This is a genomic window from Microbacterium ureisolvens (assembly GCF_015278315.1).
GTDB classification, from domain to species: Bacteria; Actinomycetota; Actinomycetes; order Actinomycetales; family Microbacteriaceae; genus Microbacterium; species Microbacterium ureisolvens.
Genome location: NZ_JADIJE010000024.1, coordinates 1 through 11,389 on the forward strand (window position 1 = coordinate 1; position 11,389 = coordinate 11,389).

At 65.4% G+C, this 11,389-nt stretch carries 12 protein-coding genes; 8 read left to right on the forward strand and 4 right to left on the reverse strand.

Features of this window, described 5'->3' with window-relative positions; genetic code table 11:
• Positions 1-511: MBL fold metallo-hydrolase (locus IM767_RS20310; RefSeq protein ID WP_194398964.1), on the reverse strand; the 511-nt coding region annotated here is incomplete at its 3' end.
• Between the two features lie 226 nt (positions 512-737).
• Between IM767_RS20310 and IM767_RS20315 the strand changes: the two genes are divergently transcribed.
• Positions 738-1,361 carry a hypothetical protein gene (locus tag IM767_RS20315; protein WP_109212362.1) on the forward strand — a complete coding sequence of 208 codons (624 nt, stop codon included), beginning with the start codon at positions 738-740 and terminating at the stop codon, positions 1,359-1,361.
• Between the two features lie 290 nt (positions 1,362-1,651).
• On the opposite strand, the gene IM767_RS20320 is transcribed toward IM767_RS20315, so the two are convergent.
• Positions 1,652-1,849, reverse strand: coding sequence for a hypothetical protein (locus IM767_RS20320; RefSeq protein WP_109212361.1), 198 nt, complete (start codon positions 1,847-1,849; stop codon positions 1,652-1,654).
• A 535-nt stretch (positions 1,850-2,384) separates the two neighbouring features.
• Between IM767_RS20320 and IM767_RS20325 the strand changes: the two genes are divergently transcribed.
• On the forward strand, positions 2,385-2,876 hold the full coding sequence (locus tag IM767_RS20325) for a MarR family transcriptional regulator (protein ID WP_109212360.1): 492 nt from the start codon (positions 2,385-2,387) through the stop codon (positions 2,874-2,876).
• Positions 2,877-2,933: 57 nt separating this feature from the next.
• On the opposite strand, the gene IM767_RS20330 is transcribed toward IM767_RS20325, so the two are convergent.
• Entirely contained in the window at positions 2,934-4,016 is a 1,083-nt protein-coding gene (locus IM767_RS20330; protein ID WP_109212363.1) for a fatty acid desaturase family protein, read from the reverse strand.
• Between the two features lie 397 nt (positions 4,017-4,413).
• Between IM767_RS20330 and IM767_RS20335 the strand changes: the two genes are divergently transcribed.
• Entirely contained in the window at positions 4,414-4,572 is a 159-nt protein-coding gene (locus IM767_RS20335) for a hypothetical protein (protein ID WP_162564432.1), read from the forward strand.
• A gap of 167 nt (positions 4,573-4,739) precedes the next feature.
• Here the strand turns inward: IM767_RS20335 and IM767_RS21215 are convergent, their stop codons facing one another.
• A complete protein-coding gene (locus IM767_RS21215) occupies positions 4,740-6,203 on the reverse strand; it encodes a helix-turn-helix domain-containing protein (RefSeq protein WP_198426195.1) in 1,464 nt (487 codons plus the stop codon).
• Positions 6,204-6,286: 83 nt separating this feature from the next.
• Here IM767_RS21215 and IM767_RS20345 point away from each other — a divergent pair, with 83 nt between their 5' ends.
• From IM767_RS20345 to IM767_RS20365, 5 genes are all read left to right on the forward strand, one after another.
• Positions 6,287-7,276 (forward strand): TolB family protein, encoded by a 990-nt coding sequence (locus IM767_RS20345; protein WP_109212358.1) that lies wholly within the window; start codon positions 6,287-6,289, stop codon positions 7,274-7,276.
• A gap of 29 nt (positions 7,277-7,305) precedes the next feature.
• On the forward strand, positions 7,306-7,956 hold the full coding sequence (locus IM767_RS20350) for a hypothetical protein (protein WP_109212357.1): 651 nt from the start codon (positions 7,306-7,308) through the stop codon (positions 7,954-7,956).
• Entirely contained in the window at positions 7,953-8,582 is a 630-nt protein-coding gene (locus tag IM767_RS20355; RefSeq protein WP_162564431.1) for a hypothetical protein, read from the forward strand. Before IM767_RS20350 ends, IM767_RS20355 begins: the two co-directional genes overlap by 4 nt.
• A 446-nt stretch (positions 8,583-9,028) precedes the next feature.
• Positions 9,029-10,300, forward strand: a complete 1,272-nt coding sequence (locus IM767_RS20360; protein ID WP_109212355.1) for a hypothetical protein — start codon at positions 9,029-9,031, stop codon at positions 10,298-10,300.
• 93 nt (positions 10,301-10,393) lie between these two features.
• Positions 10,394-11,377: an AlbA family DNA-binding domain-containing protein gene (locus tag IM767_RS20365; RefSeq protein WP_194398965.1), complete on the forward strand. Its 984-nt coding sequence runs from the start codon at positions 10,394-10,396 to the stop codon at positions 11,375-11,377.
• Positions 11,378-11,389: the final 12 nt, after the last annotated feature.

Sequence of the window (11,389 nt, forward strand, 5' to 3'; positions counted from 1 at the left end):
CCGTGCCTGCATCCACGTCGTCCGTGGTGACCAGACCCGCGACACCGCCGAAGTGGTCAATGTGGCTGTGGGTGTGGATGACGGCGACGATCTGCCGGTCGCCGCGGTGCGCGCGGTACAGGCCCATAGCGGCGATCGCGGTCTCCGTTGAGATCAGCGGATCGATGACGATGACTCCCGTGTCGCCCTCGACGATAGACATCACTGAGAGGTCAAGGCCGCGCACTTGGTACAGCCCGTCCACGACCTCGAAGAGCCCGTGCTTGGCGACGAGCTTGGACTGCCGCCACAAACTCGGGTTGACCGAGTACGGCGCGTCACCCCGGAGGAAGTCGTAGGTCGAAGCATCCCAGACCACGTCGCCGTCGGCGTTGCGGATCTTCGGGTCGTCGAGAGTGCCGACAAAGCCGCGGTCCGCGGCGGCGAAGTCATCGACGTCGTCGAACGGCAACGACGCGAGCAGCTTCGCTTGAGCCTCCCGAATCGACGCCTCCGGTTCACGCTGATGCATATGTCTGATCCTCGTCTCCGGCCCCAGCGGCCAACCACAGTCTTTCGGACGGGATTCTCTGGTAGCAACCGCACACCCGTCATGACGCGTCCGCGAACCATCGCCTCCTAGGCGCAAGCGGCGATAGAGGACGGACGCACGTCCCACCTGGCTTGCTCTCGCCGTACGCGCGACTCGTCCGCCAGACTGAGGCGAACGTGAGCTTTGCGAATGGAAGTGGAGACGGATGTCGGAAGCCAGCACAACGTCACGCGAGAGCCGGATCCTCGACATCGTGACCGTGTTCGTCTTGTCGATCACGGCGGTGCTGACCGCGTGGTGCGGTTTCGAAGCCTCCAAGTGGGGCGGTGAGATGTCCATCGCCTTCAGCCAGGCATCCAGCGCCCGCATCCAAGCAACCGCCGCCGAGGGAGCAGCGCGGGACGCGCGGCTCTACGACTTGTCGATGTTCACCGAGTGGGTGCTCGCCGAGGAAGCGGGCAACGATGATCTCCGGGTGTTCATCGAGGAACGCTTCACCCCGGAGTTTGCTGTCGCGTTCGATGCCTGGGAGACTGGCGGCCGCACCGAACGCGGCCCACTCGCCATGGACGAGTACGTCCCGCCCGGAACCGAAGAAGCCGCACAACTCACGGCAGAAGCCGAAGCAAATTTCGAGCAGGCGTTGGAGAACAACCAGCGCGGCGACAACTACTCGCTGCTCACGGTGCTGTTCGCGCTGGTCTTGTTCCTCACCGCCATGTCTCAGCGCGAAGTCGCACTCTGGGTCCGACGAACCCTGCTCGGCCTAGGGATCGTGGTGGGTATCGCGGGCGTCATCATCATGCTCACCTTCCCCATCAAGATCTGACCCCCGATCCCTTTGCGGGCAGCGCCCGTAAGCGGGACGGCCAGGGGGTGAATCGCTCCTTGGTGACAAGCGCACTTCACTGCTCGCGCGCAGTTCGGCCGGCTCGATCCATGGGCGGAGCTTGCGCGATGGTGGCAGTGGCGCGCACGTCGTCCGCGTGCGCCGGCATGGAAGACCGCCTTTTGGTCTCCGTTATCGCCGATGGTGCGATCTCGGGCCCGTGGGAGTTCTGCGCGCATCCGACGCCTTGGTCGTCCGGGATGCGGGTGCGCTCACGCCAGCGTGGTCGGCTAGAAGCGTCGCACGTAGATGGCAAAGCCGGTCTGATCCTCGATGTCGAGGCGGTATTCCTCTCCTCGGAACCATGCGGCGGTGGGAATGGATCCGTCGGACTCTCGGTCGCGGGTTTCGATGCCGACGGTGATGCGGCGCTGGCCGCCGGGAGCTACCTCGTCGAATCGGGCCTTGAACACGTTCGGCGGCTCCATACGTCGAGCGTACGCCGCCGATCAAGATGCCAGCCTGAAGCCAGGATGGTCCGCGGTGATCACTGAGTTCGGGTTGCTGCAGGCTGGTTCCCGGGAGGGCGCACATGTGGGCGCCCTAGGGTCGCGAGATGACCAGCGGATTAAATCAGCCGAGCGATCAAACGCCGGATGAGCGGCGCGTTGCTCGCGACAGACGGTGGGGGGAGGCTGGAGCTCAGCATCGGCATTCCGACCGATCGATTCCGCGTACCCCGGCGCGGGCTGGCGCGGATGAGCGTCTCCGCTCGCTGAAACCGACCGATATTCCCTCGCGTGCTCCTGGCGATGATCCGCACGAGGCTTCGGAGCCTGAGTAGTCGCTGGTGGCGCCGCGTTACTGGACCGCCGATGCGCGTCGGGTCACGTGGCGCTAGCCGGATGCGCGGCGCTCGTCAATGGCTTAGGTGATCTGCGCCGCTGCGTGGTGCTGTGGGTACGTACCCGGGAGGGGGCGGCGCATGGTGTGCTCGTGCTCCGGGGATGAAGGGGAAGTGACATGTCGGAGATCGCGGCCACCGGGAGCGGCGCCGATCCGGGTCGCCCAGACGTCGGGGCGCTGCTGGAGAGCGTGCGACGGGCTGACGCGCGGATCGGACGACGCCGACGCCTGCCCGCAGGGTTGAGCGAGACCGACCGGGCCGCCATGCGGTTCCTGGTGGAGACGGGACGCACCACTGAGGTCACCACCACGATGATCGTCGCCGCCCTCCAGATGGCGGCGGCATCGGGCACCGCGCTGGTCGACCGGCTGCTCGCGCACGGCCTGGTCGTCGTCAATGTCAGTTCCCAGGACCGACGCAAGAAGATCATCCGCCTGGTTGACGACACGGTGAACCCCGACGACCTCGACCCGATCACCACCACACTTCGCGCGATCGCCGCACGGCTGACAGTCAGCGACGCTCACGTCGTCGCCGGCTTCCTGGAAGAAGTGCTGGCCACCCTCACTCACTCCGGACAGCACACATTGCCGGCGAAGGTGCTCTGAGCAGGCGGGGCAAGTCATCCGGACTGTCGTCCGTGTCGCTGGGCCCTCGTCGGCCGCTCAGATCGCGCGTCGCTGGGCGATCAGGGGGCAGTCGAAGGGGTCCCGCTCGCCGAGACCCACCCGGTCGATGTACCGGATGACGATCGCGTACGACGCGAGCAGACCCGTCGAGGTGTAGCGGATGCCGTGCGCGTCGCAGTAGGCGCGAACGATCACCGAAGCGCGGCGAAGGTGAGGGCGGGCCATGGACGGGAACAGGTGGTGCTCGATCTGGTAGTTCAGCCCGCCCATGGCGACATCGAGGAGTCGGCTGCCGCGGACGTTGCGGCTCATCTCGGTCTGCCGGCGGAGGAAGTCTAGCTTCACGTGGGACGGAACCAGCGGCATCCCCTTGTGATTGGGGGCGAACGACGAGCCCAGGTACACGCCGAACACGGCGAGTTCGACGGCGAGGAAGACGAATGCGGTGAGCGGCGAGAGCACGACGAACACGATGGTCGCGAACCCACCCAGCCGGATCGTGAGCAGGACGATCTCCCACCACCGACGCTCGACGGGCTGGCGCGAGAGGACGCGACGGACGCTGGAGGCGTGGAGTGAGATTCCCTCGAGCATGAGGATGGGGAAGAAGAAGGCGCCTTGGTGAGACATCGCCCAGCGCGTCAGTGCGGTGCGGCCGGTCCTCGCCCTTTCGGGCGTGACCGCGATGAAGGGCAGCTCGATGTCGGGGTCGGCGCCTTCCTTATTCGGGTTCGCGTGGTGACGCGCGTGCTTGTGGCGCCACCATCCGTAGCTCATGCCGATGAACAGGTCTCCGATGATGAGGCTCGCCCAGTCATTGGCACGGCCCGAGGCGAAGATCTGCCGGTGCGCCGCGTCATGGCCGAGAAACGCGACCTGCGCGAACAGGATGCCGAAGCCGGCCGCCGTGAACAGCTGCCACCAGGTGTCGCCGATCCAGACGAAAATCGCGAGCATCACCAGGACGGCCAGCGGAAGTCCCGCGAGCTTCGACCAGTAGTAGCCGTATCGGCGGCGCAGCAGGCCCGCCGCGCGGATCTGATCCGCCAGCGCGGCGAAACTGCCGACGGCTTGGGCATTGCGGCTCGCCCCGGCAGATCCGCCGAATGAATCTGACATGACGACCGTGCTCTCCGCGAGGGGCACACATAGCAGATGCCGATGGGGGTAATTCCGCCGAGGGGGTTGCATCCTAGGGAAGAACGTGATTCGACGCCGCAATCTCACGCATTCGCTCGCCGGCCATCGGGATTCGGGCATCGCGCGATGAGGGCACCACGAGTACGCCATCCGAAGGGGTCGGTTGCCATCCGTATACGGGCATTGCCCGGTGGAGGCACCACGAGTACGGCTCAGGGCAGGTCCATCTGCCATCCATACACGGCGCAGCCCGGCCCTCACGCACCGCTTATCGGACAGAGCCGTAGACGCCGCGGGCGACCGGGTCAACCCGGTGGTAAGCGTCCGGGCGCTCGGGACACGATGGACGCGTCACCGCATGAGAGAGGAGACGCCCATGTCCGACCGCCCCGCCCCTGGACCGGTCGACCCGGATACGGGTCTGCCCGCCGAGCCGAGCCTTCCCGAACCGAGCGTGGAAGAACCCGACCCTGACCTTCGGATAGACATCGCTCGCGACACAGACCTCGACGAAGTGCCCGGCAACGGCTCCTGACATCACCCTCCAGGGCAACCGCCGCGAGAAATCGCCAACCCGCTTGGATCCTCTTGCGGGCGGTGCGCTGTAGCGGGACCGTTGCGTGCACGCGGCAGAGGGGCGGGGGGCGAAGCCGTCGGTAGAGTCAGGCGGCGTTCGTGTCCGCGGCAGCGGACGACGAAGCGTCAGCGTCTTCGAGCTGCCCAGACGGCTATTGCGGCACGATTGGGCAGCGCGGTCTTCTGCATGATGTTGCGGACGTGTTGTTCGACTGTCCGTTCGGATAGGAACAGTGTTGCTGCGATCTCCCGGTTGGTCTTTGCCGTCGCGAGGAGGTCGGCGATCTCGCTCTCACGCGGACTTAGCCCTTCGTGGCGAGGGCCAGCACCGGGGAGCATGCCTCGTGCTTCGGCGGCGTGCCACACGGCGCCGAAGTTCTCGCTGCGGTTTACGGCTTCTGTCGCCCAGGTCGCAGCGCGCACCGGCTCACCCAGTGCGTGGTCCAGGCGGGCAAGGACGAGGGCGACGGGGCCTCCGTAGGGAGTCGTGGCGGGTGCGGCGATGTGCTGGTGCGCGAACGGTAGAAGCAACCGACGGATGTTGTGCATGGCGGCGGTGTCGTCGGCGGTGATCGCGAGGGCGGCGTGACCGGCCGTAGCGACGAGCCACTCGGCCGTCTCTTGAGGCATAGCGTCAAGGTGTGGGGCCAGGAGGTGCCAGATAGCCAACGCTTCGTCGTCGCGGCCGAGGCGGAGGAGGAGCTGCGCCCGCCATCCCTGCGCGAAAAGCGGTGCGTCTTCGATCGCTCGCTGGACTTCGCGTTCGACGTCTGCGAGATTCTCACCGGACTGTGACGCGATCTCCGCGCGTAGCACGAGGTCAAGGTGTCTGCTTTCGGCGGATGCGGCGCGCTGTCCGAGATCGAGTGCTTCGGCGGCGGCGTGTCGTGCGTCGTCGATACGGTGCTCGCGGAGTGCGGTGGTTGCGTGAATCAGCGCGAGCCGCCCACGCCATGCGACGGAATCGGTGGCGGGCACGAGTGCGGCCAGTTCAGACAGCTCGTGCTGCAGGGGCAGCCGTAGGCCGAGCTGGAGGAAGGCGTCCATCCGCCAAAGTCGTCCGCGAGCACTGATACCGGGGTCACCTGCGATACGCCCCAGGGCCACTGCCCGCGCGCCCTGTTCCAGCCATTGAGCCGCGTGACCTGGACCGAGTCGGCGTTCATGCTCGAGGAACAGGGTCGCGAACACGTCCGCGGCGTTGTCAACGGCGGGGGAATCCTCAGGCGGAAGCTTCTCCGCCCAGCCGGTGGACAACACGTCCAACTGGGCCCTCACGCGGTCACGGAGCGCTGCTGTCTCGGCCTCTTCATTCTCAGCGATGGGGCCGAGCAGCGACAACGCCTCGAAGCACAGTGCTTGCCGGGCGGGGGCGGATCGCCAGCTCAGCAGATCAGGTTCACCTGCGGCTATTGCCGCCTGAGCGATGATCGACGCGTCCCCCAGTGATCGGCCGATTTTCGCGGCATCAGCGCTAGCCTCCCACGCCCGGTCGGTGTGACCGGCGCGAGCGAGACCCTTCGCGGTAGCGATGAGCCGCACGGCATCCATCGCACTGTCGTGGTCTGCGCCTTCGACTGCTTGGTCCACGTTCGCTCGCAATTTACGTGATTCCACGGATGTTGGCCCGATGCGCCAGATCCTAGCTTCGTTGTGGATGGAGGGACACGACGATGGGTACGACACGGCGCACCCGCGCCCTGCTGCGATTGTTCGGCCTTGCCGGGGTGGCAGGGACGGCGGCTCTGGCCGCGTGCGCGCCGATCGAGACCAGTTCCACTGACGATGACAACGCGGGTGGCCGGATCGTGTTCGCTCGTGCCGGGGGAGAGTATGGCGACGAGACGATCTTTATCGCAGGAACGGACGGAAGCGACGAGGCAGCGCTGATCGAACCGGGCAGTGGATGCTGCGCGAGCGTGTCGCCAGATGGGAGCACGGTGCTGTTCCTGGAAAACAGTGCGTGGCCGCTGATGAGTTCAACGATTCCCGTGCGGGGTGGAGAGATCACCCGGCTGGCCTCCCCTGACGAGACGATGAGCTTCGTCGCCCAGGCCTGGTCGCCCGACGGTGCGCGCATAGCCCTCGAAGGGTGGGACGACGCCGACGCCTCGCGCAACGGCGCCTACTCCTCGACATATCCGGATGGCACGGGCCTGGTACGCATCTCCACCGCGCGCGACGGTGCCCACGACATCCCCGCCGACTACTCGCCTGACGGCACCGAGCTTGTGATCTACCGGGCCTCGATCGACGGCGAGTGGGACCAGGGCGGGACACTTGCGATCGCTCAAGCGGACGGCTCGGGCGTCCGGGACCTGCCCACGCCGGGAGTGACGCCGAGCTGGTGGGTGAGGTGGTCGCCCGACGGGGAACGGCTGCTGTTCGCGACCGGGCGTATGCAGGGCGCCGGCGCACTGTGGACGATACGGCCGGATGGCTCAGACCTAACCGCGCTCTATCGCGCGCCGGAAGGCATGTACCCGATCACCCCGGTCTGGTCGCCGGACGGCACCCACATCCTCTTCGCGTTGAATCCCGAAGAGAACGAATGGGCCCACCCGGTCAACGAGGTCCACCTCATCCCCGCGTCCGGTGGTGAGCCGGAACGGCAATTCGGTGGCGATGGATTCCAGCGGCGTTTCGACTGGATCACCGGCTGAATCAGGCTGCTACCGAACGGAGAGTCAGTATGGATTCGCACCACATCGCGCGCATTGGCGGATGGACGGCCGTAATTGCCGGTTTCCTCGGCGCGGGGGCCGGCGCATTTCTCCTGGCAGCGCCGGGTGCGGTGCCCCCTGAGTTGTTCAATTATCCGCTTGCTGACGCCCCGTTCGCCGTGTTCCAAGTGGTGCTATGCGCGCAGCATCTGATGATGGCCTGCGCCCTCTGGCTCTACGGAGTTGCGGGACTGGCCGGGCGAGGGCTGCTGAGCAGGATTTCACTGGTGTGGGTCGTTGCCAGCCTGGTCTTCCTCGCGGGCTGGGAGATCGTCGCGATCGCGGGATCCGGTTTGCCCTACCCCTCCGACCAGTCCGCATGGCTGGACGTCGGCTACATGATCGGCAATCTTGGCACCGGCATCGGCCTCATCCTCCTCGGGATCGCTTCAGTGCGCGCCCGAGTTCTGTGCGGCGCAGGAAGGTGGCTCGTCCTCATCGCCGGCATATACATGTTCGTGCCGACCGTACCGGCATTGTTCGCCGGTTTCGTCGTCGGCAGACTCGTCCTCATCGGCTGGTTTCTGCTTTTCGCCGCGATCGGCTGGGCGATGCTCAACCGCGTGGGCAGGGACGCATCCTTGCCGACGCGAAACCTCACGAGTGCCGGTTCGCAATGAGCGGAAAGAACTCGCGCGCCACCATGCTCGCGGCGGTCGCGGTCGGCGCTGTCGGCGGGCTGGCCTGGACTGCGGCTCTGCGCGCCTACATGTCAGAGATAAGCGGGCTCGCTTCGACCGTTGACTGGGCCGGTACCTTTCTCGGCATCCTCCTGCCCGGTCTGATCGTTGGGGCGTGCCTGGGGTCTGCCGCTTCGATGCCTATGTCGACGGACCACCGCACCACTCTCCGTTGGCTTGCCGTCTCGCCTCTCCTGCTGGCGATCGCGCCGCTCCTCATGCCGAGCGCGCTGATCGACCTCCTGACCCAGGGTCTCGGCAGCGGAGCGATCGGGGTGGTACTGGGTGGCATCGCAGGCGGATATGCGATCGGCGGGGAAGGCGCTGCTGCACGAGCATCCGCCGGCGTAGTCTCACTCCTCGTGACCATGGGGATCGCGTCCAGCGTGCCCTTGATCGGCGGTGCAGACCTGAGCATTACGACTGCGCGCGGAGCATGGATCGCCGTTCTCGCAGCCTCGCTGATGGTTAGCCTCTGCATCGCCTGCTCCCTCCCTTTCCGAAAGCTAACGAAACTCCGCCAAATCACGATGAAACCGGTCCGCAAGAAGCTCACGGCGCACTGAGGCCGGACGGTCTGGATCCCCATGCGGGCAACGCACGTTAGCGGGACCTGGCGAGCGGTCTTCACGCCGTTTGATCGGCATCCCCATTCGGGCAACGCACGCAAGCGGGACGACACGAACGGCCTGCGGGCCGTTCGGTCGGCATCCCTTTACGGGCGTCAGCGCCATCACGGAGCTTGTCGCGCAGGAGTGTGTCTCCGGGCTTTGTCACGACGGCATCCGGTCGCAGCCGTGCCGACCCGAATCGCGTGGGTGCGCTCTTGAATGGCCCGGGCGAGATGCCGGTCGGCATTCTGTCGGGCCCTTAACACGAGGTCAGGTGACCAGCGCTTCCTTCGGCTGACGTGTGACGACCGGCCGTGTTCAACGGCGGGGCGACGTCCGCCGAATACGTTTGGAAACGAATCTGCTGAGAGAGTGTGACATTCGGCTGAGAGGGAGACAACATGGCTGCGAAGACCCCTCTATCTCGTAACGCCAGCGACCTACTCAAGGACGTGAAGCGACGTTACTTGAAGTCCCGCGATTTCAATGGGCTGCACATCCGTCGCGGCCGAGCCAGCGATCAGCAGATCGAGGCCGCCGTCGAGCTCGTCGAGGCTGGCCTCGTCCAGGTCGTGGGGCAAGACGACTACATGAACATCCACATTCGCCCGTGGCCGTCGCGGCGAACGCGCGTCACGCAGATGGAGGAGTTGCGCGAACTCTCGCAGGAAGACTACGGCGTCGCGCTCTACCCGATGCCAAGAGCGATGAAAGGCGTCAAGCTGCCCAAACGGTACGAGAATGCGCCGTTCGCACGTGCGATGGCTCGCGGCCGATCGACATTGGAGGTCGCGTTCTTCAGCATGGACGTGCTGGAGGGCTATCGAAATGACGCGCGGTTCCGCTTCGGCATGAGCGACTTCGGCATCAACTTCTGGCTAACGGACGAGGCGCACGACGCTGAAGATCATTCGGATAAGGACAGCGTCTCGCTCGTGCATCTCGGCTTCGCGTATGACATGCGAAAGCAAGATCCGGACGACCCTGAGTCGCCGATCGTGCGACGCGTCGCCGCGTTCTACGGCGATCTGAAGGACCTCACCCCCGAGCACCAGCAGCGCTGGGCGAGCTATCAGGTCAGCGATGATGGAGTCGCTCCCCATCCCGTCTGGTTCGCGTCCCAGATGGGCAACTGGCCGGACGGCGTAGGCCCGTTCGAGCGACTCACGCAGGAGCTCAAGAACATCAACAGGTTGTTCGAGAACGTGTGGGGCGAACCACTATTCAGGACTGATGAGGCGCCCGACGACTTCGGCTGGCTACTGCGGCCGGACCAACGAGAGTGGGATCACTTCATCCACTCCCTCGACAAGCTGCTGTCCGACAACATCAATGGCTCAGCGCTGGACAAAGTTGGCGTCGCGAAGAAGAACGCCGCTGGACAGCCACTGGGCACACTCCTCCGGCTCGAGCTATTCATGACCACGAATCACGTAGACATCGAGAAGGCGAGATGGGCGCTGGCTCCGCTGCGTGAAGTGCGAACTGCACGTCAGAAGCCCGCCCACTCATTGCGCACTAACGTGACGGACAGGACGTTCGTTCGGAAGCAGATGCGCGTGATGCACGATGTCGACGAAGTCCTCATCAACATCCGCCAGTGGTTGGCCAGCCATCCGCGGAATCGTGACTGGACTGATCCCCTGTCCGGGCTGAAGGATTACCCGATCTAGTCACGGAGGAGCCTTCGGATGCACGCGACTTCGGCCGGCTGACCACGGTGACAGGGTTCACGGACGCTCGACGTCCGCTGCTAGAACTACGTCATGGAGAACGAGCCGAAGCCGACGCGATACCAAGGGACCAGCGCGGAAGCTCGACTGATGTTGTCGCTGGGCGAGTCGGGACGTTTCGAGTTCAAGCGCGAGCCAGATGTCGTGTCGGTCAAGCTCCTCGCGACCCTCGCAAACTGGGTCGCTCTGGACCCGGATCGTGAGGTGGCACACTTGCTCGTTGGCGTGGACGAGGTCGAGGACGAGGTGACTGGGCTCGCCTATGGGGTGCCGTATGGACTTCCTAAAGGTCTTGATCGTACGGTGGCCCGCATCCAGGATCTGGCCAGCAAGACGCGCCCAGTCCCAATCGACGCGTTCATCGTTGAGGAGAACGTCGCGACTGACACACCATTCGTCCGCGTCGAGATACGACCGACCATGCCGCCACACTTCGACGACGAGGGCCGGCGCCAGACGCGCCAAGGACGATCCACGCGCGCGCTCACCGACGATGAGCTCCTGCGTATCTACCTCGACCGGGAGGCCGGTAGCTTCGCCGCTCGATTCCGGCAGACCGGCGAAGAGCTCCGATTTGCCGCAGGCGCGATCGGCGGCCAAGTGGATGACATCGCGTTGGCCATCGAGAACAGCATCGCGGAGCCCATCCGCAGTTTGGCAAGTACAGCCCAGGCGGCCGCGGATGCCGCAGCGTCTGCTGCGTCGTCAGCTGACTCGGCAGAAGCGTCTGCCATGAACGCTGAGTACGAAACCGACAACGTGCGGCGTCTCGTCGAAGATCTTCGAGAGGTCGTAGAAGACATCCGGGATGACACCCCCGAGAGTCTCGCGTTCCGGCTCCTCAAGATGCGCCAGCGCGCGTGGTGGGGCTTCGCAGTGGATACCTTCGGACACACTTCGCCGCTGTCGGGACTGCTGCACGGATCGGTGACAGGTTGTAGTCACGCCGCCAGTGCGACGGTCGTGTTCATGATGGTCTCGAACTCGATGGGGGTCAAACGGCCCAGGCGGCGCTGACGCCGCCGTCGA

What these genes read in the sequence shown, in the direction of transcription:
- IM767_RS20315 (WP_109212362.1), top strand. Translation starts at nt 738, where the DNA reads ATGTCGGAAGCCAGCACAACGTCACGCGAGAGCCGGATCCTCGACATC.
- IM767_RS20320 (WP_109212361.1), bottom strand. Translation starts at nt 1,849, where the DNA reads ATGGAGCCGCCGAACGTGTTCAAGGCCCGATTCGACGAGGTAGCTCCC.
- IM767_RS20325 (WP_109212360.1), top strand. Translation starts at nt 2,385, where the DNA reads ATGTCGGAGATCGCGGCCACCGGGAGCGGCGCCGATCCGGGTCGCCCA.
- IM767_RS20330 (WP_109212363.1), bottom strand. Translation starts at nt 4,016, where the DNA reads ATGTCAGATTCATTCGGCGGATCTGCCGGGGCGAGCCGCAATGCCCAA.
- IM767_RS20335 (WP_162564432.1), top strand. Translation starts at nt 4,414, where the DNA reads ATGTCCGACCGCCCCGCCCCTGGACCGGTCGACCCGGATACGGGTCTG.
- IM767_RS20345 (WP_109212358.1), top strand. Translation starts at nt 6,287, where the DNA reads ATGGGTACGACACGGCGCACCCGCGCCCTGCTGCGATTGTTCGGCCTT.
- IM767_RS20350 (WP_109212357.1), top strand. Translation starts at nt 7,306, where the DNA reads ATGGATTCGCACCACATCGCGCGCATTGGCGGATGGACGGCCGTAATT.
- IM767_RS20355 (WP_162564431.1), top strand. Translation starts at nt 7,953, where the DNA reads ATGAGCGGAAAGAACTCGCGCGCCACCATGCTCGCGGCGGTCGCGGTC.
- IM767_RS20360 (WP_109212355.1), top strand. Translation starts at nt 9,029, where the DNA reads ATGGCTGCGAAGACCCCTCTATCTCGTAACGCCAGCGACCTACTCAAG.
- IM767_RS20365 (WP_194398965.1), top strand. Translation starts at nt 10,394, where the DNA reads ATGGAGAACGAGCCGAAGCCGACGCGATACCAAGGGACCAGCGCGGAA.